The sequence below is a fragment of the Candidatus Thioglobus autotrophicus genome, assembly GCF_001293165.1.
In the GTDB taxonomy this organism is placed as follows: domain Bacteria; phylum Pseudomonadota; class Gammaproteobacteria; order PS1; family Pseudothioglobaceae; genus Thioglobus_A; species Thioglobus_A autotrophicus.
In genome coordinates, this window is sequence record NZ_CP010552.1 from 984,959 (window position 1) to 1,009,354 (window position 24,396).

General features: G+C 40.2%; 32 protein-coding genes. 26 read left to right on the forward strand and 6 right to left on the reverse strand.

The annotated features are described in order from the left end of the window. Nucleotides 1–5: 5 nt before the first annotated feature. The 16 genes from rpsN to SP60_RS05395 all read left to right on the forward strand — a co-directional run bounded on the left by rpsN (nt 6) and on the right by SP60_RS05395 (nt 7,920). Nucleotides 6–311, forward strand: a complete 306-nt coding sequence (gene rpsN, locus SP60_RS05320; protein ID WP_053951636.1) for a 30S ribosomal protein S14 — start codon at nt 6–8, stop codon at nt 309–311. Nucleotides 312–322: 11 nt separating this feature from the next. After that, nucleotides 323–718, forward strand: a complete 396-nt coding sequence (rpsH, locus tag SP60_RS05325) for a 30S ribosomal protein S8 (protein ID WP_053951637.1) — start codon at nt 323–325, stop codon at nt 716–718. A gap of 15 nt (nt 719–733) precedes the next feature. Then, nucleotides 734–1,279, forward strand: coding sequence for a 50S ribosomal protein L6 (rplF, locus tag SP60_RS05330; RefSeq protein WP_053951638.1), 546 nt, complete (start codon nt 734–736; stop codon nt 1,277–1,279). Nucleotides 1,280–1,296: 17 nt separating this feature from the next. Then, nucleotides 1,297–1,644, forward strand: coding sequence for a 50S ribosomal protein L18 (rplR, locus tag SP60_RS05335; RefSeq protein ID WP_053951639.1), 348 nt, complete (start codon nt 1,297–1,299; stop codon nt 1,642–1,644). A gap of 40 nt (nt 1,645–1,684) precedes the next feature. Continuing rightward, nucleotides 1,685–2,203: a 30S ribosomal protein S5 gene (gene rpsE, locus SP60_RS05340; protein ID WP_053951640.1), complete on the forward strand. Its 519-nt coding sequence runs from the start codon at nt 1,685–1,687 to the stop codon at nt 2,201–2,203. Continuing rightward, the gene (gene rpmD, locus SP60_RS05345) at nt 2,203–2,385 is read left to right on the forward strand and encodes a 50S ribosomal protein L30 (protein WP_053951641.1); all 183 of its coding nucleotides are present in this window, start codon (nt 2,203–2,205) and stop codon (nt 2,383–2,385) included. The genes rpsE and rpmD overlap by 1 nt, the downstream gene beginning before the upstream one ends. Before the next feature lie 4 nt (nt 2,386–2,389). Beyond that, nucleotides 2,390–2,824, forward strand: coding sequence for a 50S ribosomal protein L15 (gene rplO / locus SP60_RS05350; protein ID WP_053951642.1), 435 nt, complete (start codon nt 2,390–2,392; stop codon nt 2,822–2,824). A 3-nt stretch (nt 2,825–2,827) separates the two neighbouring features. Beyond that, on the forward strand, nt 2,828–4,126 hold the full coding sequence (secY, locus tag SP60_RS05355) for a preprotein translocase subunit SecY (RefSeq protein ID WP_053951643.1): 1,299 nt from the start codon (nt 2,828–2,830) through the stop codon (nt 4,124–4,126). Between the two features lie 15 nt (nt 4,127–4,141). Continuing rightward, nucleotides 4,142–4,255: a 50S ribosomal protein L36 gene (rpmJ, locus tag SP60_RS05360; RefSeq protein ID WP_010646235.1), complete on the forward strand. Its 114-nt coding sequence runs from the start codon at nt 4,142–4,144 to the stop codon at nt 4,253–4,255. Nucleotides 4,256–4,382: 127 nt separating this feature from the next. Then, nucleotides 4,383–4,736: a 30S ribosomal protein S13 gene (gene rpsM, locus SP60_RS05365; RefSeq protein WP_053951644.1), complete on the forward strand. Its 354-nt coding sequence runs from the start codon at nt 4,383–4,385 to the stop codon at nt 4,734–4,736. A 15-nt stretch (nt 4,737–4,751) separates the two neighbouring features. Further along, nucleotides 4,752–5,135, forward strand: coding sequence for a 30S ribosomal protein S11 (gene rpsK, locus SP60_RS05370; RefSeq protein ID WP_053951645.1), 384 nt, complete (start codon nt 4,752–4,754; stop codon nt 5,133–5,135). 9 nt (nt 5,136–5,144) lie between these two features. After that, entirely contained in the window at nt 5,145–5,771 is a 627-nt protein-coding gene (gene rpsD, locus SP60_RS05375) for a 30S ribosomal protein S4 (protein WP_053951646.1), read from the forward strand. Between the two features lie 11 nt (nt 5,772–5,782). Next, nucleotides 5,783–6,763, forward strand: coding sequence for a DNA-directed RNA polymerase subunit alpha (locus SP60_RS05380; RefSeq protein ID WP_053951647.1), 981 nt, complete (start codon nt 5,783–5,785; stop codon nt 6,761–6,763). A gap of 9 nt (nt 6,764–6,772) precedes the next feature. After that, nucleotides 6,773–7,159, forward strand: coding sequence for a 50S ribosomal protein L17 (gene rplQ / locus SP60_RS05385; RefSeq protein WP_053951648.1), 387 nt, complete (start codon nt 6,773–6,775; stop codon nt 7,157–7,159). A 12-nt stretch (nt 7,160–7,171) separates the two neighbouring features. Next, the gene (rpsU, locus tag SP60_RS05390) at nt 7,172–7,387 is read left to right on the forward strand and encodes a 30S ribosomal protein S21 (protein WP_053951649.1); all 216 of its coding nucleotides are present in this window, start codon (nt 7,172–7,174) and stop codon (nt 7,385–7,387) included. Nucleotides 7,388–7,473: 86 nt separating this feature from the next. Beyond that, nucleotides 7,474–7,920 (forward strand): GatB/YqeY domain-containing protein, encoded by a 447-nt coding sequence (locus SP60_RS05395; protein WP_053951650.1) that lies wholly within the window; start codon nt 7,474–7,476, stop codon nt 7,918–7,920. A gap of 173 nt (nt 7,921–8,093) precedes the next feature. Here SP60_RS05395 and SP60_RS08395 read toward each other — a convergent pair whose 3' ends face one another. Beyond that, nucleotides 8,094–8,270, reverse strand: a complete 177-nt coding sequence (locus SP60_RS08395; RefSeq protein ID WP_158403345.1) for a hypothetical protein — start codon at nt 8,268–8,270, stop codon at nt 8,094–8,096. A 162-nt stretch (nt 8,271–8,432) separates the two neighbouring features. On the opposite strand from SP60_RS08395, the gene SP60_RS05400 reads away from it, so the two are divergent. Together SP60_RS05400 and SP60_RS05405 are read left to right on the forward strand one after the other, a co-directional pair. Further along, the gene (locus SP60_RS05400; RefSeq protein WP_053951651.1) at nt 8,433–9,158 is read left to right on the forward strand and encodes a DUF3530 family protein; all 726 of its coding nucleotides are present in this window, start codon (nt 8,433–8,435) and stop codon (nt 9,156–9,158) included. Beyond that, nucleotides 9,146–9,928 carry a sulfite exporter TauE/SafE family protein gene (locus tag SP60_RS05405; protein ID WP_053951652.1) on the forward strand — a complete coding sequence of 261 codons (783 nt, stop codon included), beginning with the start codon at nt 9,146–9,148 and terminating at the stop codon, nt 9,926–9,928. The genes SP60_RS05400 and SP60_RS05405 overlap by 13 nt, the downstream gene beginning before the upstream one ends. A 16-nt stretch (nt 9,929–9,944) precedes the next feature. Here the strand turns inward: SP60_RS05405 and SP60_RS05410 are convergent, their stop codons facing one another. Genes SP60_RS05410 through msrB form a run of 3 tightly spaced genes read right to left on the reverse strand, consistent with a single transcriptional unit; the run spans nt 9,945 to nt 12,207 of the window. Continuing rightward, entirely contained in the window at nt 9,945–10,544 is a 600-nt protein-coding gene (locus SP60_RS05410; protein WP_053951653.1) for a UbiX family flavin prenyltransferase, read from the reverse strand. Further along, nucleotides 10,541–11,839, reverse strand: coding sequence for a UDP-N-acetylmuramate:L-alanyl-gamma-D-glutamyl-meso-diaminopimelate ligase (gene mpl / locus SP60_RS05415; RefSeq protein ID WP_053951654.1), 1,299 nt, complete (start codon nt 11,837–11,839; stop codon nt 10,541–10,543). Before mpl ends, SP60_RS05410 begins: the two co-directional genes overlap by 4 nt. Before the next feature lie 2 nt (nt 11,840–11,841). Continuing rightward, a complete protein-coding gene (gene msrB, locus SP60_RS05420) occupies nt 11,842–12,207 on the reverse strand; it encodes a peptide-methionine (R)-S-oxide reductase MsrB (protein WP_053951655.1) in 366 nt (121 codons plus the stop codon). Nucleotides 12,208–12,248: 41 nt separating this feature from the next. On the opposite strand from msrB, the gene SP60_RS05425 reads away from it, so the two are divergent. Further along, nucleotides 12,249–13,334 (forward strand): tRNA nucleotidyltransferase/poly(A) polymerase-related protein, encoded by a 1,086-nt coding sequence (locus tag SP60_RS05425; protein WP_053951656.1) that lies wholly within the window; start codon nt 12,249–12,251, stop codon nt 13,332–13,334. On the opposite strand, the gene SP60_RS05430 is transcribed toward SP60_RS05425, so the two are convergent. After that, nucleotides 13,311–15,785, reverse strand: coding sequence for a PD-(D/E)XK nuclease family protein (locus tag SP60_RS05430; protein ID WP_053951657.1), 2,475 nt, complete (start codon nt 15,783–15,785; stop codon nt 13,311–13,313). The genes SP60_RS05425 and SP60_RS05430 overlap by 24 nt on opposite strands. Next, nucleotides 15,786–16,385 (reverse strand): ribosome biogenesis GTP-binding protein YihA/YsxC, encoded by a 600-nt coding sequence (yihA, locus tag SP60_RS05435; protein WP_053951658.1) that lies wholly within the window; start codon nt 16,383–16,385, stop codon nt 15,786–15,788. Between the two features lie 82 nt (nt 16,386–16,467). Here yihA and SP60_RS05440 point away from each other — a divergent pair, with 82 nt between their 5' ends. The 7 genes from SP60_RS05440 to lon all read left to right on the forward strand — a co-directional run bounded on the left by SP60_RS05440 (nt 16,468) and on the right by lon (nt 24,394). Next, nucleotides 16,468–16,749, forward strand: coding sequence for a c-type cytochrome (locus tag SP60_RS05440; RefSeq protein WP_053951659.1), 282 nt, complete (start codon nt 16,468–16,470; stop codon nt 16,747–16,749). 94 nt (nt 16,750–16,843) lie between these two features. Beyond that, nucleotides 16,844–17,485 carry a c-type cytochrome gene (locus SP60_RS05445; RefSeq protein WP_053951660.1) on the forward strand — a complete coding sequence of 214 codons (642 nt, stop codon included), beginning with the start codon at nt 16,844–16,846 and terminating at the stop codon, nt 17,483–17,485. Nucleotides 17,486–17,593: 108 nt separating this feature from the next. Beyond that, the gene (tig, locus tag SP60_RS05450; protein ID WP_053951661.1) at nt 17,594–18,889 is read left to right on the forward strand and encodes a trigger factor; all 1,296 of its coding nucleotides are present in this window, start codon (nt 17,594–17,596) and stop codon (nt 18,887–18,889) included. Continuing rightward, the gene (gene clpP / locus SP60_RS05455; RefSeq protein ID WP_053951662.1) at nt 18,890–19,486 is read left to right on the forward strand and encodes an ATP-dependent Clp endopeptidase proteolytic subunit ClpP; all 597 of its coding nucleotides are present in this window, start codon (nt 18,890–18,892) and stop codon (nt 19,484–19,486) included. Nucleotides 19,487–19,491: 5 nt separating this feature from the next. Further along, complete coding sequence (gene clpX / locus SP60_RS05460) at nt 19,492–20,757, forward strand: ATP-dependent Clp protease ATP-binding subunit ClpX (RefSeq protein WP_053951663.1); 1,266 nt, start codon at nt 19,492–19,494, stop codon at nt 20,755–20,757. 11 nt (nt 20,758–20,768) lie between these two features. Next, on the forward strand, nt 20,769–22,079 hold the full coding sequence (hflX, locus tag SP60_RS05465; protein ID WP_053951664.1) for a ribosome rescue GTPase HflX: 1,311 nt from the start codon (nt 20,769–20,771) through the stop codon (nt 22,077–22,079). Continuing rightward, nucleotides 22,058–24,394, forward strand: coding sequence for an endopeptidase La (gene lon, locus SP60_RS05470; RefSeq protein ID WP_053951665.1), 2,337 nt, complete (start codon nt 22,058–22,060; stop codon nt 24,392–24,394). Before hflX ends, lon begins: the two co-directional genes overlap by 22 nt. Nucleotides 24,395–24,396 lie beyond the last annotated feature (2 nt).

Sequence of the window (24,396 nt, forward strand, 5' to 3'; positions counted from 1 at the left end):
GGAAAATGGCTAAAAAGTCTATGATAAATAGAGACGTCAAGCGTTCTAAGATTGCTGAAAAGTTTCAATCTAAACGTCTTGAGTTAAAGAAAATTATTAAGAGCGTGCACTCTTCTGATGAAGAGCGCTTCCAGGCAACTATTAAGTTGCAGGCGCTTCCACGTGATGCCTCACCAACACGCCAACGTAGTCGTTGTGGTTTGACAGGTCGTCCACATGGTTTTTACCGCAAGTTTGGTTTGGCTAGAACTAAGCTTAGAGAGCGCACTATGAATGGTGAAGTTCCGGGTTTATCTAAAGCAAGCTGGTAAGGAGAAATAATATGAGTATGTCTGATCCTATCGCTGATATGTTAACGCGCATTCGCAACGCACAAATGGTTGAGAAGAAAGAAGTTAGTATCCCAGCATCAAATTTAAAATCTGCTATCGCAAGTGTTATGCAACAAGAAGGTTACATTGAATCTTTTTCTGTTGACGGTGAAAAAGCCGCTAAAACATTGACGATCAAACTTAAATATTTTGAAAATAAGCCGGTTATTGATACATTACAACGTATCTCTAAGCCAAGTTTAAGAGTTTATGCTGCAAGTACTGAGATGCCAAGTGTGATGAATGGCTTAGGTATTGTTATTGTTTCTACCCCTAAGGGTGTAATGACTGGACAATCTGCAACTACCCAAAATGTGGGTGGTGAAGTTTTGTGCAGCGTTTACTAATATTGGAGATATCAAATGTCTAGAGTAGCAAAAGCACCTATTACAATTGAATCTGGTATTGATGTATCACTATCAGGTGCAACTATAACTGCTAAAGGAAAATTAGGCCAAATGACCATGGATGTTAATTCAGCGGTTGTTGTTGCCATTAACGATAACGAAATTACATTCACCATTGCTAAAGTTGAGAAAAAGGCTGAAAAGTTAGCATGGGCTCAAGCAGGTACTGCAAGAGCAAATACTGCTAACTTGATCCAAGGTGTTTCAGTAGGTTGGGAAAAGAAGTTGTCGCTGATTGGCGTTGGTTACCGTGCCAAGGCAATGGGTAAGTCACTTGATTTGACACTAGGTTTTTCTCATCCAGTTGTTTATGCACTGCCTGAAGGTATTACTGTTGAAACACCTTCTCAAACAGAGATTGTTGTTAAGGGTATGGATAAGCAAAAAGTTGGCCAAGTGGCTGCAGAAATTAGAGCTTACCGTCCACCTGAGCCATACAAAGGTAAAGGTGTTCGTTACACTGATGAACATGTTGTTCGTAAAGAAGCTAAGAAGAAATAATTGATAAGGTATTCAAAATGAAACTTTCTAAAAAACAAGCTCGTTTAAGAAGAGCAACTAAGTTTAGAGCTCAGCACGCTGATAGAGGTACTGAACGTCTATGTGTTCATAAAACTTCTGCTCATATTTATGCGCAGATCATTAGTAGCTGTGGCACAAAGACACTGGCCTCTGCTTCTTCAATTACTGCCAAAGTAAAAAATGGTGGTAATGTTGATGCAGCAACGCAAATTGGTACAGCAATTGCTAAAGCAGCTAAAAAAGCTAAAGTAACTAAAGTGGCATTTGACCGTTCAGGATTCAAATACCATGGCCGTATTAAAGCATTAGCGGATGCAGCAAGAGACGGTGGATTAGACTTCTAATCAACGGTTCAAACTAAGACAATATTAAAAGGCGACAATAATGGCTGAATATAAGAAAAATAATAATAACGACGACAACGAATACATTGAAAAATTGGTCAATATTCGTCGTGTTGTAAAAGTAGTTAAAGGTGGACGTATTTTTGGTTTCTCAGCACTGGTTGTGGTTGGTGATGGCAAAGGTAAAGTAGGTTACGGTACGGGTAAAGCTCGTGAAGTGCCTGCCGCTATTCAAAAGGCAATGGACAAAGCTAAGAAAGCGATGAAAACTGTTCCTTTAGTAAATGGTACGCTTCATTACCCAATTACTTCTAACGTTGGTGCTGCTAAAGTTTACATGCAGCCAGCTTCTGAAGGTACAGGTGTTATTGCTGGTGGACCAATGCGTAGTGTTTTAGAAGCAGTTGGTGTACATGATATTTTGGCAAAGTGTAACGGTACGCGTAATCCAATTAGTGTTGTGCGTGCAACAGTTGAAGGTTTGGCTTCAATGTCTTCACCGTCAATGGTTGCTGCTAAGCGTGGCAAAACGGTTGAACAAATTAACGGAGAAGCATAATGGCCGCTAAGACAGTCACAGTAACATTATTAAAGAGCTTTTATGGTCGCTTACCGTCTCACCGTGCAACGGTATCTGGCTTAGGCTTAAAAAGAATTAACCACACAGTAACTCTTCAAGATACGCCAGAAGTTAGAGGCATGATCAACAAGATTGCTTACTTATTAAAAGTAGAGGATTAAAAAAATGTTTTTAAATACATTAGCACCTAGTGAAGGTGAAAAGAAAGATAGAAAACGTGTAGGCCGTGGTATTGGTTGTGGCTGGGGTAAAACTTGTGGCCGTGGTCATAAAGGTCAAAAGTCACGTTCTGGTGGTTTTTCGAAAGTTGGTTTTGAAGGTGGTCAGATGCCATTACAGCGTCGCCTTCCGAAGGTTGGTTTCTCATCAAGAGTTTCAATTATTACTTCTCAAGTAACTCTATCTGAAATTGATAAGTTAGAAGAGTCAGAAATTACAGTTGAAGTGTTAAAGCAGCACAACTTGGTCACTAAAAACATTAAGCGTGTTAAAGTTATGTTGTCGGGTGAGATTACTCGCGCAGTAACACTAACAGGCATTAAGGCAACAAAAGGCGCTAAGGCGGCGATTGAAGCTGCTAAAGGCTCTGTCAACGAGTAAATTATGTCCCAACCTTTAGGCCTTTCTCAAGACTTATCGAAGCGCATCCTTTTCTTATTGGGTGCGTTAATCGTTTTTAGATTAGGCACGCATATTACCATTCCATTTATCTCAAGCGCCGCATTGGCGTCTTTAGTGCAAGATCAGCAAGGCACGATCTTGGATATGTTTAATATGTTTTCAGGCGGTGCTTTAGAGCGTTTATCCATCTTCACTTTAGGCATTATGCCTTATATTTCTGCCTCTATTATTGTCACCTTAATGACATCGGTCATTCCTAAGTTAGAGCAGCTTAAGAAAGAAGGTGAAACAGGCAAGCGTAAGATTACTCAATACACACGATTAGGCACTGTTGTTTTGGCCGTGTTCCAATCTTATGGTATTTCTATTGCTTTGCAGTCTCAAAGTGCAGGCGGTGTGGCACTCGTTACTCAAGGTGGCTTTACATTTAGCATGGTGACCGTTGTCACTCTAACAACAGGCACATTATTTTTAATGTGGCTTGGTGAGCAAATTACTGAAAAAGGTATCGGAAACGGCATCTCAATGATTATTTTTGCCGGTATTGTCTCTGGACTACCGTCTGCATTTGGATCAACTTTGTCGTTAGTGTCTACGGGCGAGTTAACCGTGATTTTGGTTGTTATATTACTCGCCATGACTTTATTAGTCACCGCTTTTGTTGTCTTTATGGAGCGAGGTCAGCGCCGTATTACAGTGAATTACGCCAAGCGCCAGCAAGGTCGTAAAATGGTTGGTGGCCAAAGTTCATACTTGCCGCTTAAGATTAATATGGCAGGCGTTATTCCACCAATCTTTGCCTCTAGTATTATTTTGTTCCCAGCGACCTTAGGTGGCTGGTTCTCACAAAGCGAGGGTTTGGGCTGGTTAGCAGACCTAACGGCTAGTATTTCTCCAGGTCAGCCGTTATACGTTATGTTTTATGGTTTAGCGATTGTATTTTTTACATTCTTCTACACTGCATTAACATTTGACTCTAAAGATACGGCTGACAATTTACGTAAATCTGGTGGCTTTATTCCGGGTATTCGTCCTGGCAAGCATTCGGCTGACTATATTGACTCTGTTATGTCTCGTCTAACAGCCTCTGGTGCAATCTACATTACAGCAGTATGTTTATTGCCAGAATTTTTAATTTTATATTGGAACGTGCCATTTTACTTTGGCGGTACCAGTTTATTGATCATCGTCGTAGTGGTGATGGATTTTATCGCGCAAGCCCAATCTCATTTAATGTCTAATCAGTACGAGTCATTAATGAAGAAGTCCGGCTTAAATTAACTAAAGGTAGTAATCATGAAAGTAAGAGCATCAGTTAAGAAAATTTGTAATAATTGTAAAATTATTAAGCGTCACGGCGTCGTGCGTGTGATTTGCAAAGAGCCTCGTCATAAACAAAGACAAGGCTAATTTCAATTGACAATGTTAAGCGTGCAACGTATAATTGCCCGTTTTTCAAATTTGAATTTTGCAAGTGTTGAAAGATGTAAATATTTGTAAAAATTAAGACTAAGAAGTAAAGGTATAAAGGAAAACTATGGCTAGAATAGCGGGAATTAACGTTCCAACACACAAACACATTGTAATTGGCTTGCAGTCAATTTTTGGCATCGGTGAAACAAGATCTAAACAGATTTGTGCAACCCTTAAAATTGACCCTGCAACCAAGGTTTCAGAGATTCCTGAAGACCAGGTTGAGTTAATTCGTGCTGAAGTTGCTAAATTTGAGGTTGAAGGTGATCTTCGTCGTCAAGTAGCACTTGATATTAAACGCTTAAAAGACTTAGGTTGTTACCGTGGTGTTCGTCATAGAAAGGGATTGCCGCTTCGTGGTCAAAAAACCAAAACTAACGCTAGGACTCGTAAGGGTCCTCGTCGTTTAATTAAATAATAATAGGTAGATATTATGGCTAAGGCTCCAATTAAAAAGAAATCTAAAAAAGTAATAACTGATGGTGTTGCGCATATTCATGCAACATTTAATAACACCATTGTTATGATTACTGATCGTCATGGTAATGCTGTTTGTTGGGCAACATCAGGCGGTTCTGGTTTTAGAGGTTCTAGAAAATCTACACCATTTGCTGCACAGGTTGCTGCAGGTAATTGTGGTGAAAAAGCATTAGCTTTCGGCATGAAAAACCTAGATGTACGTGTTAAAGGTCCAGGTCCTGGCAGAGACTCTGCTATTCGTGGTTTAAATGCACAAGGTTTAAAGATTCAATCAATTACAGATGTAACGCCAATCCCTCATAACGGTTGTCGTCCTTCTAAGAAACGTAGAGTATAAGGATAAATTATGGCTAGATATACTGGACCAACTTGTAAATTAGCACGTCGCGAAGGCACGGACTTATTTCTAAAAAGCGGCATTAGATCATTAGATTCTAAATGTAAAATAACTCAATTACCAGGTGTTCACGGTGCAAATGCACGTCGTCAAAAAGGCACAGAATATGGTTTACAGCTGCGTGAAAAGCAAAAAGTAAGACGTATTTATGGCGTATTAGAAAAGCAGTTCCGTCTGTACTACCAGAAGGCTTCACAAAAGAAAGGCTCAACGGGTGAAAACTTATTGTCTTTACTTGAGTGTCGTCTTGACAATGTTGTGTACCGTATGGGTTTTGGTGCTACACGTGCAGAAGCTAGACAACTGGTTTCACACAAATCTATCTTGGTTAATGGCTCTATTGTTAATATTCCTTCATATCAGGTTAGTGCCAATGACGAAATTTCGATTCGTGAAAAGGCTAAGAAACAAAGTCGAATTCAGTTGGCAGTTGAGCTTGCAGAGCAAGGTGACCAACCAGATTGGATCGATGTTGATTCTAAAGCCCTAAAAGGCCTATTTAAAAATGTTCCAGCTCGTGATGATTTGTCTTCAGACATCCAGGAACATTTGATTGTTGAATTGTATTCTAAGTAAGGAATTTTAATATGCAAGGTAATGCAAAAGATTTTTTAAAGCCAAAATTAGTTGAGTCTACACAGACTGCTACCAATGAGTTCAAAGTTATTCTTGAGCCATTAGAAAGAGGTTTTGGTCATACTTTGGGTAATGCCCTTAGAAGAACGCTACTATCATCTATGACAGGTTCTGCTGTGACAGAAGTTGCTATTGATGGTGTTATGCATGAATTTTCTACCATTGAAGGTGTTCAGGAAGATGTTTTAGACATTTTGCTTAACCTAAAAGAAGTTTCTGTTGCCTTAAACACGGCTGAGAGTGCTGAGGTTGTTATCGATAAGAAGGGCCCTTGTGAAGTTACAGTGGCTGATATCGAAGCGAATGGCAGCGATATTTCTGCGCATAACCCTGAGTTTGTTATTGCAACGGTTAATGAAGGTGGACATATACGTATGACGCTTAAGATTGGCACAGGTATTGGTTACGATACAGCGGCTTCTCGTTCTGATGAAGCAACTTCTATTGGCGGCATTCAGTTAGATGCAAGTTTCTCACCAATCAAGCGTGTTAGCTTTACAGTTGATGCAGCTCGTGTTGAGCAAAAAGTTAATCTTGACAAGCTTAACATGGTGATTGAAACTAATGGATCTGTTAATGCAGAAGCAGCTATTAAGCGTGCTGCATCAATTCTTCAAGATCAACTTTCATCATTTGTTGAGTTGGAATTAGTGGAAGAAGAAGAAGCGTTGCCAACATCTCAGGATTTCGATCCTCAGTTGTTAGCGGCGGTTGACGAGCTAGAGTTAACAGTGCGTAGTGCCAACTGTCTTAAGGCAGAGCAAATCTACTACATCGGTGATTTAATCCAAAAGTCTGAGCAAGACTTATTGAGAACGCCTAATTTAGGTCGTAAATCATTAAACGAAATTAAAGAAGTATTAACTGACAAAGGTTTAGATTTAGGAACAGATATTCCTAATTGGCCGCCAGTTGATCTAATGAGTGAATAAGGAAATAGCATGAGACATAGAAAGTCAGGTAGACAACTAAATCGTAACTCTTCTCACCGTAAGGCGATGTTTAAGAACATGGCGAACTCATTGTTCGACCATGAAACCATCAGAACAACTTTGCCAAAAGCAAAAGAGCTTCGTCGTGTTGTTGAGCCATTAATCACTAAAGCTAAGACAGACAGCGTTGCTAATCGTCGTAATGCCTTTGCGAAACTTCGTGATGATGCTATGGTTGCTAAGTTATTCACACAGTTAGGTCCTTTCTATAAAGATCGCCCTGGTGGTTACATCCGTATTTTAAAAGCTGGTTTCCGTACTGGCGATAAAGCACCAATGGCAATTGTTCAATTGGTTGATTTTGACAGCAGTACTGCTGATTCTACAGATTCATAAGGAAAAAATAACATGCCTTCAATTAAAGTAAGAGAGAACGAACCATTTGATATTGCCCTTAGACGTTTTCGTCGTTCATGCGACAGAGCGGGTGTGATTACTGATGTGCGTAAAAAAGAATTCTTTGAAAAGCAAACATGGGTTAACAAACGCATGAAAGCTGCTGCCGTTAAGCGTACTCATAAAGAGATGGCTAAAAACCGCGTTCATAGAAAGAGAATGTATTAAGAGAAATTTAACACTATTTTGAGTGTTAAAAATTTTTCAAATGCCGATCTTTGTATCGGCATTTTTTTCAACTAAATAATAAAATTATGTCAGAATTAAAAGCCCGTATTACAAATGATATGAAGTTGGCCATGAAAGCCAAAGATAAGCCAGCTGTTAAAGCAGTGCGTATGATTTTGGGTGCCATTAAACAAAGAGAGGTTGATGAGCGCATTGAGCTTGATGACACTCAAGTGCTAGTGGTAATCCAGAAGATGGTTAAGCAGCGTAATGACTCTATTGCCCAATTTAAAGCAGCAGGTCGTGATGATTTAGTTGACGTGGAAGAAGCTGAACTGGTTATTATCAATAACTATAGGCCTGCACAACTCTCTGAGGCCGAAATATCTAGTGCAGTTGATAAGGCTATTGCTGATTCTGGTGCCTCTTCGATGCAAGATATGGGTAAGCTTATGGGATTGTTAAAAAATCAGTTAGAGGGTAAAGCTGACATGGGTTCTGTTTCAGCATTGATTCGTTCTAAGCTTTCATAAGTAGTTCTTAGTTACGCTATTTATAAAAAATAGCAGCTTTATTAATTAGGGTGTTTTGTTTTTTACCTGTCATGTATTTAATCTGATTAGGCCCTTATTAATAGGCTGGGTATGCAAGTATGCGGAATACCGCTATATGAATTAGCGCTCAATATTTGTATACTGGCTAAGTGTTAAATATAAAAAAACCCTCTCCCCAAGAAGGTTGTATTTAATGCACTTCTTACATAGTTAAATTTTTTCGGAAATTTTACTAATGCAAGTAAGTTTTGAGTGATATTCGCGTAAAAAGTTGTTTTTTCATGCTCTTCTCCTGAGAATATCACTCTTTTTTTTGATTTTTTTTTCATAATTAATCAAAAAAAGTCTAATTCCCCCTATTTTTAGCTAAAAACGACTGTTTTTATCCTTATTTTGTATATTTCTTCTATTTTTGTCCAAATTTAGTCGTTTGCATTATTTCGTAAATTTTTACCTTTATAATAATTAAATCTTTTAATGGGGAAAATAAAATGAAACTATTGGTATCACTATTATTAATGAGTGGGTTGGTTAATGCACAAACCACACCTGATTATGCCAAAGAGACGCGTTGGGCCGAGCAAGTAGAAGATGGTTTGATGGATGGCGATGTGGTTTGGCTAAAGGCCAACAACCATGAGTTTATGTCGATTTACACACCGAGCGAAACCGACACTCAAAAAACAGCCATAATCGTGCATGGTTTAGGCGTGCACCCTGACTGGCAACAAGTTATTCAACCGTTGCGCGTGGCGTTAACAACTCAAGGATTTAATACCTTGTCAATTCAAATGCCGGTGTTAGATAACGAGGCGCATTCGGGTGCTTATAGGTCAGTATTTGATCAAGCAGATCAGCGTATTCAAGCGGCAGTTGACTATTTACAAAAAAATGATTTAGTCGCTGATGTATTGGTTGCCCATAGTTTGGGTAGTGTTATGTCAACACATTATTTAGCCAATTATCCACATCCATTTAAGCGTTTTGTTGGTGTTGGTATGCCGAGCGATAATGTCGATTATTTACCAAAATTGTCTATTCCAGTCTTAGATTTATATGGTGATCAGGATATTGAATCTGTCTTAACTAGTGTTAAATCTAGAGCGCAAGCAGCCAAGGGTAATAATGATTACACACAGATAATGGTGGGTGCAGATCATTTCTTTAACGACAAAGATGACGTGTTGATTGATTCAGTTGGGGCGTGGCTGAAATAATTTCATTCTTATTGCTAGGCGCATTTTCAGGTTTTATTGCTGGCCTGTTAGGCGTTGGTGGTGGGCTGATTATTGTTCCGGCTTTACTGTATTTACTAGCAGGGGATATTGATCAAGCTATTCTAATGCACAGCGCAGTTGCTACCGCTCTGACTGCTATTATTTTTACCTCACTCTCCAGTGTTAGGGCGCATCATCAACATAGAGCTATTCACTGGCATTATTTTAAAAAACTCACACCGACAATCTTACTTGGCGCTTTTAGTGGTGCGTTATTAACACAACTAATGAGCTTTGATTTCATGCGACTATTTTTTGCTGGTTTTGAACTGTTAGTCGCGGCCATCTTGTACTTTGGCTTAAGCAGTCAACAGCATATTGATCATCTATCTGGTTGGATTTGGAAAGTGGTGGGCTATACGATTGGCTTGATATCTGCCATTGTTGGTATCGGTGGTGGCACGTTGACTACGCCATTTTTAACTTACAATAATGTGGCTATTAAAAACGCCATTGCTACTTCTGCTGCAGTTGGCATGCCGATTGCGATAGCAGGTGCTTTTGGGTTTTTGGTTGCTGGCTGGGATGTAGAATCTGCAACGAACAACTTAGGTTTTATTCATATTCAAGCGCTGGTTAGTATTGTGGTGATGAGTGTGATTTTTGCGCCACTTGGCGCTAAAGTGGCGCACCGTACCAATGGCCAAAAGCTTAAAAAATTCTTTGCATTATTTTTAGCTTTTTTAGGAATTTCTGTCCTTGCTTTTTAAGTGTCTGTCACCAGCGTTAACCTTGCCAAGGGGGTGCTAAGCTGTGTTCTACATCTAAGTGATCTAGAATACGAGCCACCACAAAATTGACCAAATCTTGAATACAGCTTGGGTTTTGATAAAACGCAGGATTGGCATCCATAATCACCACACCGAGTCGGGAAAGCTTAAGCATATTTTCCAAATGAATGGCTGAATAAGGGGTTTCTCTAGGCACTAAAATGAGTTTTTTCTGTTCTTTAATGACCACATCAGCGGCGCGATGCATAAGGTTGTCTGCGTGGCCATGAGCAATAGCAGACAGCGTGCTCATGGTGCATGGGCAAACGACCAGCGCCCGTGGCGGGTTGGATCCTGAGGCAACAGGCGCTGTCCATTGGTTTTTGGAGAATACTTCAATTTGTCCCTCTTTAGCCCCTAAGTATTGGCTTAGGTTTTTTTCAATGGCGTTCGTGTCTGCACCCAGCTTAAGATCGGTTTCCATAGCAATAACGGTATTCGCTGCGGCTGATATCATCACGTAAATTTTGTCTTGAGTTTTGACCAATTCTTTTAGTAAGGTCAGAGCGTACGGCATGCCTGAGGCGCCAGTTAGGGCAATTGCAATGGGTTTCATAAGCGTTTTATTAGTTTGTTAAAAATATCGTCAAAACTGCCATTTGACATTACCACTAAGTGGCCTTTTTGAATGTGACTTAGAGTCTGTACTATTTCATCAACCGAGTTAAATAATACCGATTGATCAAATAACGCCTCTATATTCCAATCTTGGTTTGCAGGTCTAAGAATTAAAACTTGGTCAGCAACTGTTAGTGCATCAACCAGACTTTGCTGGTGGACACCAGATTTCATGGTATTAGATCTCAACTCTAAAATAGCCACAATTGGCTCATTACCCACTTTGGCACGCAAACCTTTTAGTGTGGTTTGGATGGCGCTAGGGTGGTGGGCAAAATCATCATAAAGAGTCAGGTGATCTGTTTGATGTTTAATCTCTAAACGGCGCTTAACACCCTTGAATTGGTTTAGCGCTTCACAAGCTAGAGCAAAAGGTATGCCGACATGGTGAGCGGCATAAATAGCACTTAGGCCATTTTGCATATTGTGCTCACCCAGTAAATGCCAGTCAACGCTCGCGCCTTGCACATCAAAACTACTACCTGTTTTTGTTGTGGTTAGTTGCTGAGCAGGCAAGGCCTGCTCATGAGACCAAAGGCCTTGTTTAAGGACATCATCAATAGCTTGATGATTGGCTGGGTGGATAATTAGACCGTCATTCGGCACAGTGCGAATGAGATGGTGAAATTGTTTTTGAATATCTTTGAGTGAGTCAAAGATGTCACCGTGGTCAAATTCAAGATTATTAATGACTAAGGTTTTTGGATGATAATGAACAAATTTTGAGCGCTTATCAAAAAACGCTGTGTCATATTCATCAGCTTCAATCACAAAAAAGTTTGAATCGCTCAGACGTGATGAAACGCCAAAATCCTCCACCACACCACCAATTAAAAAACTGGGATTGTAGCCGGAAAATTCTAAAATACAGGCAAGCATACTTGCTGTAGTTGTTTTACCGTGAGTGCCTGATACCGCTAACACCCATTGATTGCGCAAGACATTCTCACTTAACCACTGGGCGCCAGAAGTGTAAGCATATTGCTTGGTTAGGATTTCCTCTACACAGTCATTGCCACGAGACAAAGCATTGCCAATAATGTAGATATCAGCCTTAGGCATGTCAGCGACTTGATAACCATGCGTATAAGAGATATTTTGTTCATCAAGCTGTGTACTCATGGGTGGATAAACGCCTTGATCTTGGCCGGTGACGGTGTGGCCAAGTTGCTTAGCAATGAGAGCGAGTGAACCCATGAATGTGCCGGCAATACCTAAAATATGTAAATGCATAATTATTTTGCTTGAAAGTTTAGTGAGGCAGAGTTGATACAGTAGCGCTGTCCAGTTGGTGCAGGACCATCTGTAAAGACATGGCCTAGATGGGCATTGCAATTTTTGCACCTGACTTCCGTGCGTGTCATGGCGTGTGAGTTGTCTTGAATAAGAGTAACGCTATCAGCTTCGACCATATCGTAAAAGCTGGGCCAGCCGGTGCCTGAATCAAATTTAGTAGCCGATGAAAACAAGACTTGATCACAACAAATACAGGTGTAATAGCCTGTTTCATGGTGATTCACAAATTCTCCGCTAAAGGGTGTTTCGGTGCCACATTGCTGTGTCACTTTAAACTGTTGGGGGGTTAATTTAGATAAATCCATTCGTGTATTATATGAGAATTAATAAAATTCTTCCCATAAGTATGAAAGTTTATTTAGTTGGCGGTGCGGTTCGTGATCGTTTATTGAACCTTGCAGATGATAACACCGAGAAAGATTGGGTAGTGGTGGGTGCTTCGCCTGAGGAAATGTTGGATTTAGGTTATCGCCAAGTGGGTAAAGAATTTCCTGTTTTTTTGCATCCAGGTACGCAGGAAGAATACGCCCTAGCTAGGCTTGAGCGTAAAGTAGCGGCTGGCTATAAAGGCTTTGAATTTGATACCTCAAAAGCAGTTACCCTAGAGCAGGACTTGTCTCGACGTGATCTTACTATTAACGCCATGGCAGAAAAAAATGGTGAATTGGTCGATCCTTTTAATGGTCAAGAAGATTTAGACAAAGGCTTACTCAGGCATGTTTCTAGCGCTTTTAGTGAAGATCCGGTGCGTATCTTGCGTGTTGCACGTTTTGCAGCGCGTTTTAATCCAGCCGGCTTTAAAGTGGCACACTCAACCCACAAGTTGATGAAAGATATGGTGAGCTCGGGCGAGGTTGATGCACTAACCCCTGAGCGTGTTTTTAAAGAGTTGGAAAAATCTTTAGCGTATAAAACACCCTCTGCTTTTTTTAAGGTGTTATCTGCTTGCGGGGCTTACGAGCGTGTTTTTGTACCTTTGTCTATTAGTGCGCATCAAAACCACGATAATGCTTTTGAGTTGTTAGATACCTTAAAGACTAACCAGTCACAGTTGAAATTTTGTGTCTGGCTTATTCAGGAATCGGTTGAAAATATCGATCAACTATGTCAACGGCTAAAATGTCCAAAACATTATGAACAGCTAGCCAAACTGAGTGCTCAGTTTTATCAGTTTGTACAGTCTTTTACTCAGCAAACGCCCGAAGAAGTTTTTGAATTTTTTGCTAAGACCGATGCACTCAGGCGTAAAGACCGATTTGTAGATTTGCTGGCAGTTTATCAACTTTTGTCTATTAATGTAGATGCGATTAATCGACTCGCAGAGCAGCTGGCTACGATTGATATTGCCAGTCTTGATAAGTCCAATATTGCACAAGCCATTGCAAATGAGAAGAGATCAATTATTCAATTATTTTTGAATTCTGCACAATAAGTCGAATTCACAATAATCACAGGCAGTTTTATTGGGCAAGACTTGTGCTTGGCCTGATTGAAAATCCTGACTAGCTTGATTGAGTCTTTGTGTCCAAAGCTCTAATTGCTGATCCCATTCTTGACAGCTGCTTTTACGCCTGGATTGTTTGGGAAGGGAGTCAGGGTCTTTTGATAAACCTTTAAAACTTACTGCACTTGAGTTGAGTTCAATAAAAGCAGCGCCTTGGGTGTTATTAGTGACACTGTAGATGGGTAATTGTGGCTCGATAATATCTGCTGAGCACCATTTGGCGGTTGAAGTATCGCCCGTTTTGTAATCGAATACAATTTGATCGCCATTATCCATTTGATCAAGTCGGTCAAGTCGTGTATTGAAGCTTAATCCAACAATATCAACACGCACACTTTGCTCGGTGGCCAGTACGCGGAAATTCTCCCTAGCTTTATCGGTTTCGATAAATTTATGCAGCAGCTGTGTTAGTCTGATTTTTTCAATGGCTTTGTAGCCAGAGCTAGGATGGCGTTTGAGTGCAGCGTAAACTTTTTGATCAATGAGTGTGCCAAGCTCAGCAGGCGCTAATTGTAATAGTACTTCCTTTGAATCAATTTCTTGATAGATATATTGCAAGGCGTTATGAATTGCATTGCCTTGTTCGCGCCTGTCTAGGCCGATATGGGGTTCATCATAACGCGCTAAATTGAGTCGATGAGCAAACCCCTTAAAAGCGCAAGCCATTTGGTCTTTGAGTAGGCCAACCCCAGATTTAACCTCGGTCTGTGTATACCAAGTGCTAGTGTCATCTTGAAGTGATTCTGTTGCACAAGTGTTGACTGGTGTATCAGGAGGGGTAATGCTTTCAGTATCAAAGTAAACCAAGGGTGAGGGTAGTTGCTCGAGTGCCAAGTGGGATTTGGCATAAGATAAAATTACGCGATTTGATAATGAACACAAATTAGCTAACGTGTTTTGCGCATCCGTTTGAATAAGTTCATAACTACTATGCGTGATGGCGTGATGAATGGCGATATCAGTACTAATAAAGCGTGGCGCATTAAGTTTGGCGGGCAAAAAATCATGGCTCATGCCCATAACCCAAGCTTTATCAAAGCGCAAACCTTCTGCCTCTAAAGAGCCAATAATTTGAATGTTAGTCTGGCTGGATTGCGCTTGAAAAACAGTTTGATTATTAATGTCTTTGAGTTGTTGCAGCGCCGTTGTTGCAGAGCATTTATTTTGATGATGTGAAAGCTGGTTTAGCTTAAGAGAGCTAATTAAGTATTTGTTAAATAACTGGTATTCGCTACTACTAAGTGGGCGATCTGTGGCAAATCCCCAATGGGTTAGTACGGCATTAAAGCTAAGCAAGTGCTCACTTAGTAGTTGATTTTTTAAGTCATTGAGTTGAACAGTTTGAAACATATCCAGTAATACAGGGCATTGGCTGAGCGCCTGCTCTAAACGCTCTAATTGAAAATATTCAAGGGATAAAGATAAGGCGTGATTGGCGAGTAAATGTCGAGCACTACGCTCCAGTTGGTAGCCTCGAAGATAAACACTGGTTACGACTTGATTGAATAGAGTGGTTTGAATATGGTTAGCTTTAATTTGAGCATTTAACTCAAGTAGGCCGAGTAAATCTTGAATTAGGGTGTAGTGAGATAAGGGTAGGCCTAACGAAATATTGTAAGCTTTTTGCCCCGTTTCTGTTAATAGGTCATCAAATGTTTGATCAAAAATTGAGCTTAATAGGTATTGCATCTCGCTGAGTTGTGGACACACGATAGCAATTGATTGATTTGGATTTTTAGCTTGCTGATGCTTAGCCCAAAGTGCAGCAGCCTTAATTTCATGAGTACTATTGTCAAAGCACTTTTGCTCAGTTTCATGTGTATATTGAGCGCCAATAGTCTGATAATTTAGAGCATTAAATACTTGTTGTTGTAGCGGTGTAAGCGTTTTAAAGCCATAAACATGGGGTGCTTGAAGGCTATCCTTGTCTTTTAGTAGAAGTGCAGGTAGATCATTTGCATCAATGAGTTTTAAGTTGTGCTTGGTTTTTTGGTAATGCTTGATCCAATCTGTAAAAACCTCACAAATCTGAATTTTAGACTGGGCTAGTGTATCTAGCTCAATTAGATGATTAATGCAATAATCGTAATTTTTAATCACCTCATTGGTTAGTTGAGTTTGACGAGTTTGATCGAATTGCTGTAATGAGGATTCGATCAAGTAACGCTGTTCCGTAGCGTCAATTAGACGCAGTGCGTTATGAGTTTGCTGTGACTGCCAATAGTGTTTGAGGTATTGCTGCCAAGATAAGATATTTGGCAGTTGTGTCAGCGGTTGTTGTTTAGAAAAAGTGTATTTAAAAGCTAAAACTTGACGATTATTGGCAACAACAACTGTATCTGTTGTAACAAGGTGGGTCAGATCAGCATTTAAATGCATTTATTCGCCATAGCCAAAAAAAGTATCTAGGCGCGACCACAGCTCTTCTAAGCCTTGTTTTTTCAGGCTAGAGAATAGCTGAACATCGACGTAAGGATGGTTTTTAATGGTTTTTTTAACTTGTTGATAGGTATTAGCCGCTGCACCTTTTTTAAGTTTGTCAGACTTGGTTAAAATGATTTGTGTGGGCAGATTAATACTAACACACCAGTCCAGCATCATTTTGTCAAAAGGCTTGAGTGGATGACGAACATCCATGACCAAAACAGCACCACGTAAGCAGTCACGCTTATCAAAATATTCGCTCATGTCTTGGTGCCATTGTTTTTTAACATGTTCGGGCACTTTGGCGTAGCCATATCCAGGTAAATCAACCAGACGTCTATTTTCATCCAGTTCAAAAAATACTAAATGCTGAGTACGTCCTGGCGTGCGTGAAACTTTGGCCAACTTATTTTGCATGGTAAGGGTGTTAATAGAGCTCGACTTACCTGCATTGGATCTGCCCGCGAAAATAACCTCAAAACCTTCATCGGGTGGACAGCCTTTTAAAGAGGGGCAAGAGAGTAAGAATTTAGCTTGATGGTAGTGTTTGCGCATTTATTGAAATTATGTATAATCAGAAATCAGTGGTATTTGAACTACTTACCATTTTATATTATTAAAAAACAAGGAGAGAGTAATGAGAAAGGTTTTATTAGTAGCATCAGCTGTATTGGCAATGGGTTCTGTTCAGGCAAATCCATTTGACGCATTAGGTTGTTCAGGTTGTCATGGTGCGGGTGGCAAATCAGCAATTCCAACTTACCCATCATTAGCAAAATCAGCGCGTCCTGATCTGGATGTTGTGAAAGCGCTTAAAGATTTTCAATCTGGCGCTCGTGTAGATCCTACGATGAATGCAATGGCACCAATGGCTGCTGGTCAAGAGCAGGCGATTGCAGACTACTTAGCAGGACAATAAATTACTTGGCGTCTTTTAAGACGCATTTGGTAAATTTAATAAGCCGATATTAACGTATAATATCGGCTTATTTTTTTCTAAAAAGAGATACATTATGAATAAATTAGCACTGATCTTTGCAACGGCTCTAGCCCTTGTTTCCACTTACACTTTTGCTGCGGGTGACGCTGCTAAGGGTAAAGCTAAGTCTGCAACGTGTACAGCTTGTCATGGTGCTAATGGCAATTCAATGGTGCCAAATTTTCCGAAATTAGCGGGACAAGGTGAAAAATACCTTTTTAAACAGCTTAAAGATTTTAAATCGAATCAGCGTCAAGATGGATTAATGGCAGGTATCGTGGCAGTTTTAACGCCAGAAGATATGGCAGATTTATCCGCACACTTCTCTAAGCAAGTAATTACTCAAGGTGTTGCTAGTAAAACAGCTAATATTGCACTTGGTGAAAAACTTTACCGTGGTGGCGATAAATCTAGAGGTATTGCCGCTTGTATGGCTTGTCATGGTCCTCAAGGTGCAGGCATTCCATCTGCAGGATTTCCAGCACTTGCTTCTCAGCATGTTGCCTATACGACTAAGCAGTTAAAGGATTTTCGCCAAGTTTCTATCAATGCGCAAACAGATGCAAAAGCGCCAGCTAGAACTAATGATGATCGTAACATGATGATTGCATTTACCAAGGGCTTAACCAACGCTGAAATTGACGCTTTAGCTCAGTATATTGCTGGCTTGCATTAAAAGCATAAAATAAACGTATCAAAAGGCAGTCTTTACTGCCTTTTTTATTGTCTGCAATTTAGGTATAATTGAGCGTTTTATATAAACAAAGAGACGGATTTAAAGCACATGAAAACTTCACTAGAAACATTAGAAGGTCTAAAAAGATCATTAACAGTAGACGTATCAATTGATACTTTTAACCAAAAAGTTGACAAAATCTTAAAGACAATGGCTTCTCAAGTAAGTATTGATGGCTTTAGAAAGGGTAAAGTTCCTGTCTCAATGGTTAAGCAACGTTTTGGCGACAATGCTAAATCTGATGCGGTCAATGAAATTGTTAATGAAACTTTGGTGGAAGCTTTAACGGAGGCAAAAGTAACGCCTGCTGCGCGTCCATCTGTCAGTAAGATTGATTCAGAAGGTGATACTAACTTTTCTTACACGGTTGAGTTTGAAGTATTTCCAGAAGTTAAGATTGCTGATTTTGCTAAATTAGAAGTTGAACAGATTAAGGTTGACATCACCAAGGCTGACGAAGAAAGAACTTTAAGTGGCTTGCAAGAACAGTTGATTGAATTTAAAGCGGTTAAGCGCAAGTCTAAAGAAGGCGATCGCGTTGCCATGGATTTTGTGGGCACAATTAATGGCGAAACTTTTGAAGGTGGCGAAGCCAAAGATTTTAAATTAGTACTTGGTAAAGGCACCATGATTCCTGGTTTTGAGGAAGCAATTACCGATGTTGTTGCTGGCAAAACCGTTGATCTAGATGTTAGCTTCCCTGACGATTACCACGCAACACATTTAGCGGGCAAGCCAGTTAAATTTGATATTACAATTAATGAAGTGGGTTCACCAAAAGAGCCGAAGCTAGATGCAGAATTTGCTAAGAAGTTTGGCGAAAGCGATATGGACGCGTTATTAGTCAGCATGAAAGAGCAAATGCGTACTGAAATTGACGGACGTATTGAGCAGTTGAATAAAGACGCATTGTTTAATGCTTTAGCATCTGCTAATAAGTTTGATGTGCCTCAAGGAAGTATTGACGGTGAAGCGCAAAACTTACTGAGCGAAATGCAAGAACGCATGCAGCAGCAAGGCCAAACACCGCAAACAGATATGCCAGCGTCATTATTTAATGAAGAAGCTGAGCGTCGTGTGAAGTTAGGCTTGTTGGTGGGTCAAATTGCCAGTGATAACCAAATGCAAGCGAGCATGGAGCAAATTGATGCACGCATTCAAGAAATGTCTCAATCGTATGGTGAAAATGCACAGCAAATGGTTGATTATTACAACGAAGATGTTTCAAGAAAATCAAGTGTTGAGCTGATGATCGTTGAAAAAATGGTACAAGAGAAGATTTTAGAAGGTGCCAAAGTTAAGACGGTTAAAAAGAAATTTACAGATATTACTGAGCAAGCTTAAATGGGTATCAGTAATCTGAATCAAATACCAATGGTGGTAGAGCAATCTGCCCGAGGTGAACGCTCATATGATATTTATTCGCGTCTTTTAAAAGAGCGAATTATCTTTTTGGTTGGTCCAGTTGAAGATTACATGGCGAATGTGGTAGTTGCTCAGTTATTATTCCTTGAGTCTGAAAACCCAGATAAAGATATTCATTTATATATCAATTCTCCAGGCGGCTCGGTCACTGCAGGATTGGCAATCTATGACACTATGCAGTTTATTAAGCCTGACGTGTCCACGTTGTGTATTGGCCAGGCAGCGTCTATGGGTGCTTTGTTGTTAACAGCGGGCGCGAAAGATAAGCGTTTTGCTTTGCCAAATGCGAGAATGATGATACACCAGCCATTAGGCGGATTTTCTGGCCAAGCCAGTGATATTGATATTCATGCGCAAGAGATTTTAACGGTGAGAGAAAAACTCAATACCATCTTAAAAACACATACAGGCCAAAGCTTGAAGTCTATCCAAAAAGACACCGATAGAGACAATTTTATGTCGGCAGCAGCTTCTGCTAAATACGGCCTTATTGATAAGGTTATTGATAAGCGCTAAACATTATGGAAGACGATAAAAAAGAACTTTCTTGTTCGTTTTGTGGCAAGGCAAAATCTGAAGTTGAGCGTTTAATTGCCGGTCCTGGTGTTTACATTTGTAACGAATGTATTGAATCTTGCCATGATTTGATTGAAGAACAGTCTGTTAAAGAAGTTAGTGAAGAATACCAAGATTGGGACTATACCCCCATGCAACTTCGTGATTTTTTAAATGACTATGTGATTGGCCAAGATCATGCCAAGAAGGTTTTATCAGTTGCGGTTTACAATCATTACAAGCGTTTAAAAAACGACTATATTGCCAATGATGTAGAGCTTGATAAATCTAACATTTTAATGATTGGTCCAACAGGATCTGGCAAGACATTATTAGCACAAACCTTGGCACGTATTCTGGATGTGCCTTTTACAGTAGCAGATGCCACCACACTTACCGAAGCGGGTTATGTGGGCGATGATGTTGAAAATGTGATTAAAAATCTATTATCAAAATGTGATTTTGATCCGGTTCGTGCAGAGCGCGGTATTATTTTTATTGATGAAATTGATAAGATTTCTCGTCGTTCTGATTCGCCATCAATTACGCGCGATGTGTCTGGCGAAGGTGTTCAGCAAGCCATGCTAAAGCTAATTGAAGGCACTGTTGCTTCTGTGCCACCACAAGGTGGGCGCAAGCATCCAAACCAAGAAACCATCGATGTGGATACATCAAAAATCTTGTTTATCTGTGGCGGTGCATTTGATGGGCTTGATGCTATTATTAATCGCCGCGTTGAAAAAGTTACGGGCATTGGTTTTGCCGCAGCAGTCAAAGACAACAACGAAAAGAAAACATTGACCGATTTATTCGACCTTATTCAGCCTGAAGATTTGATTAAATTTGGTTTAATTCCAGAGTTGGTCGGTCGCTTGCCGGTACAAACTGCCCTAGGTGAACTAGATGAGGCGGCATTAGTACAAATTTTAACCAAGCCTAAAAACTCAGTTGTTAAGCAATTTCAAGAAATTTTTAAACTAGAATCGGTCAAGCTAACCTTTAGAAAGGCATCGTTACTAGCCATCGCTAAGCTGGCGATTAAGCGCAAAACTGGTGCTCGAGGCTTACGCTCTATCTTAGAAGATTTATTATTAGATACCATGTTTGAACTGCCTTCTTTGGAGCAAGTTTCAGAAGTTGTGATTGATAAATCAACCGTTGAAACCGATAAGGCGCCACTCATTGTTTATAAATCTGAAAAGAAGAAAAAATCAGATAAGAAAGCCAGCTAGGTCAATTTTCATTGGAATTATTTGATCGTCAAAAAGATGCTGTAGGTCAGGGTGAAAGAACTCTGTTGGTGTATGTTGAATTGCCAAGTACGCGCAATATCCATAATGCCAAGTCTGAATTTAAAGAGCTAGCCCAATCCTCGGGACTCGATATCATTGAAACTATTCAAGTTAATCGAAATTCGGCACTGGCACAATATTTTATTGGCACCGGAAAGGTAGATGAAATTGCGCAAATGGTGCAAGATTTGGAGCTCGACTTGGTGATTTTTTCACCAGAACTCACCCCTTCCCAAGAGCGAAACTTAGAAAAAACCTTAGCCTGCCAGGTGATGGATCGCACGGGCCTTATTTTGGATATTTTCGCACTCAGGGCCAGCTCTTTTGAGGGTAAATTGCAAGTTGAATTAGCGCAGCTCAGACACCTCTCAACGCGTTTAGTACGCGGCTGGACTCACCTAGAAAGACAAAAAGGTGGTATTGGTATGCGTGGTCCTGGCGAGACTCAGCTGGAAACTGATAAGCGTTTAATTGCTGTGCGCATTAAAAACATTACCAAGCGCCTAGACAAAGTGCACAAACAAAGAGATCTGGGGCGTAAATCACGTACTAAGAACGAACTACCTATGATTGCATTGGCAGGATACACCAATGCCGGAAAATCGACTTTATTTAATACCTTAACTGACGCCAAAGTCTTTGCTCATGATCAATTGTTCGCCACCTTAGACTCGACCATTAGGCGTGTTATTTTGCCTGCCTCTGGAGAAGCTGTAATTGCTGATACGGTAGGCTTTATTCAAGACTTGCCACATGACCTTGTTGATGCCTTTAAATCGACTCTAGAGGAAACTAAGCGCTCTAATGTGCTACTTCATGTTGTTGATGCGGCGGATGAATACAATATTGAGAAAATTGGCCAAGTAGATGAAATTATCGAAGAAATTGGCGCTGGAAAAATTCCAACAATTTTGGTGATGAATAAAATTGACTGCTTAGAAAATTTTGCACCGCGTCTAGATAGAGATGAATTTGGTAGAGTTTATCGAGTTTGGATTTCTAGCATGACAGGCAAAGGTGTTGATTTGTTATATCAAGCCTTAGCAGAGCAACTGAGTGGTATGATGACGCGAGCTAAGATACAGTTGGATGTAAAAAGCGCCTATATTCGTAGTGAAATTCACAATATTGGTTATATCCACAACGAGAAGGTGGATGATTTTGGCCAGTGGATACTTGAAATTAACGTCACGCATCACTATCTATCTAAATTATTAAACAAGAAAGGTGTTAAGCTATTATGGGAACAAAGCCGGAAGTAGAAGAAATCGATTTAAATCTTGAAAATGTTCCATTGCTGCCCCTTAGAGACGTGGTGGTATTTCCACATACGGTCATGCCATTATTTGTTGGTCGACAAACTTCAGTCAATGCGATTACTCAGGCAATGGGCGGCAATAAATATATCTTTTTAGTCACCCAAAAAGACGATAAAGTTGAAAACCCACAATTTAGCGACCTACATGAAGTTGGTACACTGGCTACTATTCTGCAAATGTTAAAACTACCAGACGGCACAATCAAAGTGCTGGTTGAGGGTGTTAAGCGTGCTAAAGTTGAGGCGATTGTTGAGCTGGAAGAATACAGTGAGGTAAGCCTAAGCGATTTAAGTCTAGAGGGCGAGAATGAAACTGAAGTAAAAGCGATGATGAGATTGGCGCTTGAAAGTTTCGAGCAATACATCAAGCTTAATAAAAAAATCCCAGAAGAAGTCTTAAAAATGCTCAAAGATGTGAGCGATGTTGAGCGTTTTAGTGATGTGATTATTGCCAACTTATCGCTTAAAGTTTCAGAAAAGCAAGCGTTATTAGGTGGGAACAACTCTCAAGATAGACTCGATAAAATCTTAACGGTTATCCAAAGTGAGATTGAAGTGCTCGATACAGAGCATAAGATCCAATCACGCGTACGCAAGCAAATGGAAGGCAATCAGCGCGATTATTATCTGAATGAGCAAATGAAGTCCATTCAAAAAGAGCTGGGCAATGCAGAAGATGAAAATGAAATAGAAGAATTACAGCTAAGCATTAACAAAGCGAAAATGCCTAAAGCTGCCAAAGAAAAAGCACAAAGCGAGCTTAAAAAACTTTCGCGTATGTCCTCTAACTCGTCAGATGCGTCAATTATTCGTACTTATATTGAAAATTTGTGTGAAGTGCCTTGGAAGAAAAAAACCATTATCAATAAAGATCTAAAGAAAGCACAGAAAATCTTGGATGATGATCATTATGGTTTGGATAAAGTCAAAGAACGAATCTTAGAGCACTTGGCGGTACAAACTCGAGTTAGTCACAATAAAGCCAATATTTTGTGTCTTGTTGGTCCTCCAGGTGTGGGTAAAACATCACTCGGTGAATCAATCGCCAAAGCAGTTAATCGTAAATACGTGCGCATGGCGCTAGGCGGCGTTCGTGATGAGGCAGAAATTCGTGGTCACAGGCGTACTTATATTGGCGCCATGCCAGGCTCGATTGTTCAAAAAATGCAAAAAGTGAAGGTAAAAAACCCTTTATTTTTGCTTGATGAAATTGAGAAAATGGCCAGTGATTACCGTGGAGACCCTTCTTCAGCTATGCTTGAAGTACTAGATCCAGAGCAAAATCATACCTTTAATGATCATTACCTAGAGGTGGATTATGACCTCTCGCAAGTGATGTTTGTGGCAACTGCTAACTCACTTGATTTACCCCAGCCATTATTAGATCGAATGGAAATTATTGAACTGTCTGGATACACTGAGGACGAAAAAGTTCAAATTGCCAAGCGTCATTTGCTTAAACAAGCAATGGACAATAACGGCATTAAAGCGGGCGAGATTAATTTTAAAGATTCTGCGATTTTGGATATTATTCGTTACTACACTCGTGAAGCGGGTGTACGAGGACTTAATAGAACTATTAGCACAATCTGTCGAAAAGTGGTGAAAGAGGTGGTTTTAAAGAAGCGCAAAACCAAGGCAACCATCACTGATAAAAATTTAGAAAAGTATCTAGGCGTTAAAAAACATCGCTTTGGCTTAGCTGAAGAAAACAATCAAGTGGGCGAAGTAACAGGCCTTGCTTGGACATCTGTTGGCGGTGATTTACTCACCATTGAGGCTACAGCTTACAAAGGCAAAGGCAAGCTTAATTACACGGGCCAATTAGGTGACGTGATGAAAGAGTCAATCCAAGCAGCAATGAGTGTTACTCGTACGCGTGCCAAAGAATTAGGCATTGCTGATGATTTCCAGGAGAAGCTAGATATCCATATTCACGTGCCTGATGGCTCCACCCCAAAGGATGGTCCAAGTGCTGGTGCAGCAATGTGTACAGCTTTGGTGTCAGTGTTAACGGGTAGAAAGGTGAAGGCAGATGTGGCGATGACAGGTGAGATTACCTTGCGAGGTGAAATCACTCCCATTGGCGGCCTTAAAGAAAAAATGTTGGCCGCACTTCGTGGCGGCATTAAGACGGTCATCATTCCAGATGATAATGAACGCGAACTTTCTGAAGTGCCTGAGAAAATCAAAGGCAAGTTAAATGTCATTAAAGTCAAGTGGATTGATGAAGTGTTAGATATTGCTTTAGAGAAATAATC

Excerpts from the sequence above, each read along its gene's own strand:
- rplO (WP_053951642.1), top strand. The coding sequence starts at position 2,390 with ATGTTTTTAAATACATTAGCACCTAGTGAAGGTGAAAAGAAAGATAGA.
- rpsK (WP_053951645.1), top strand. The coding sequence starts at position 4,752 with ATGGCTAAGGCTCCAATTAAAAAGAAATCTAAAAAAGTAATAACTGAT.
- rpmJ (WP_010646235.1), top strand. The coding sequence starts at position 4,142 with ATGAAAGTAAGAGCATCAGTTAAGAAAATTTGTAATAATTGTAAAATT.
- clpX (WP_053951663.1), top strand. The coding sequence starts at position 19,492 with ATGGAAGACGATAAAAAAGAACTTTCTTGTTCGTTTTGTGGCAAGGCA.
- SP60_RS08395 (WP_158403345.1), bottom strand. The coding sequence starts at position 8,270 with ATGAAAAAAAAATCAAAAAAAAGAGTGATATTCTCAGGAGAAGAGCAT.
- SP60_RS05425 (WP_053951656.1), top strand. The coding sequence starts at position 12,249 with ATGAAAGTTTATTTAGTTGGCGGTGCGGTTCGTGATCGTTTATTGAAC.
- rpsN (WP_053951636.1), top strand. The coding sequence starts at position 6 with ATGGCTAAAAAGTCTATGATAAATAGAGACGTCAAGCGTTCTAAGATT.
- rplR (WP_053951639.1), top strand. The coding sequence starts at position 1,297 with ATGAAACTTTCTAAAAAACAAGCTCGTTTAAGAAGAGCAACTAAGTTT.
- rpsE (WP_053951640.1), top strand. The coding sequence starts at position 1,685 with ATGGCTGAATATAAGAAAAATAATAATAACGACGACAACGAATACATT.
- rpmD (WP_053951641.1), top strand. The coding sequence starts at position 2,203 with ATGGCCGCTAAGACAGTCACAGTAACATTATTAAAGAGCTTTTATGGT.
- SP60_RS05380 (WP_053951647.1), top strand. The coding sequence starts at position 5,783 with ATGCAAGGTAATGCAAAAGATTTTTTAAAGCCAAAATTAGTTGAGTCT.
- SP60_RS05445 (WP_053951660.1), top strand. The coding sequence starts at position 16,844 with ATGAATAAATTAGCACTGATCTTTGCAACGGCTCTAGCCCTTGTTTCC.
- rpsM (WP_053951644.1), top strand. The coding sequence starts at position 4,383 with ATGGCTAGAATAGCGGGAATTAACGTTCCAACACACAAACACATTGTA.
- rpsU (WP_053951649.1), top strand. The coding sequence starts at position 7,172 with ATGCCTTCAATTAAAGTAAGAGAGAACGAACCATTTGATATTGCCCTT.
- msrB (WP_053951655.1), bottom strand. The coding sequence starts at position 12,207 with ATGGATTTATCTAAATTAACCCCCCAACAGTTTAAAGTGACACAGCAA.
- SP60_RS05440 (WP_053951659.1), top strand. The coding sequence starts at position 16,468 with ATGAGAAAGGTTTTATTAGTAGCATCAGCTGTATTGGCAATGGGTTCT.
- clpP (WP_053951662.1), top strand. The coding sequence starts at position 18,890 with ATGGGTATCAGTAATCTGAATCAAATACCAATGGTGGTAGAGCAATCT.
- rplF (WP_053951638.1), top strand. The coding sequence starts at position 734 with ATGTCTAGAGTAGCAAAAGCACCTATTACAATTGAATCTGGTATTGAT.
- mpl (WP_053951654.1), bottom strand. The coding sequence starts at position 11,839 with ATGCATTTACATATTTTAGGTATTGCCGGCACATTCATGGGTTCACTC.
- secY (WP_053951643.1), top strand. The coding sequence starts at position 2,828 with ATGTCCCAACCTTTAGGCCTTTCTCAAGACTTATCGAAGCGCATCCTT.
- SP60_RS05395 (WP_053951650.1), top strand. The coding sequence starts at position 7,474 with ATGTCAGAATTAAAAGCCCGTATTACAAATGATATGAAGTTGGCCATG.
- lon (WP_053951665.1), top strand. The coding sequence starts at position 22,058 with ATGGGAACAAAGCCGGAAGTAGAAGAAATCGATTTAAATCTTGAAAAT.
- SP60_RS05430 (WP_053951657.1), bottom strand. The coding sequence starts at position 15,785 with ATGCATTTAAATGCTGATCTGACCCACCTTGTTACAACAGATACAGTT.
- rpsD (WP_053951646.1), top strand. The coding sequence starts at position 5,145 with ATGGCTAGATATACTGGACCAACTTGTAAATTAGCACGTCGCGAAGGC.
- rplQ (WP_053951648.1), top strand. The coding sequence starts at position 6,773 with ATGAGACATAGAAAGTCAGGTAGACAACTAAATCGTAACTCTTCTCAC.
- rpsH (WP_053951637.1), top strand. The coding sequence starts at position 323 with ATGAGTATGTCTGATCCTATCGCTGATATGTTAACGCGCATTCGCAAC.
- tig (WP_053951661.1), top strand. The coding sequence starts at position 17,594 with ATGAAAACTTCACTAGAAACATTAGAAGGTCTAAAAAGATCATTAACA.
- SP60_RS05410 (WP_053951653.1), bottom strand. The coding sequence starts at position 10,544 with ATGAAACCCATTGCAATTGCCCTAACTGGCGCCTCAGGCATGCCGTAC.
- SP60_RS05400 (WP_053951651.1), top strand. The coding sequence starts at position 8,433 with ATGAAACTATTGGTATCACTATTATTAATGAGTGGGTTGGTTAATGCA.
- yihA (WP_053951658.1), bottom strand. The coding sequence starts at position 16,385 with ATGCGCAAACACTACCATCAAGCTAAATTCTTACTCTCTTGCCCCTCT.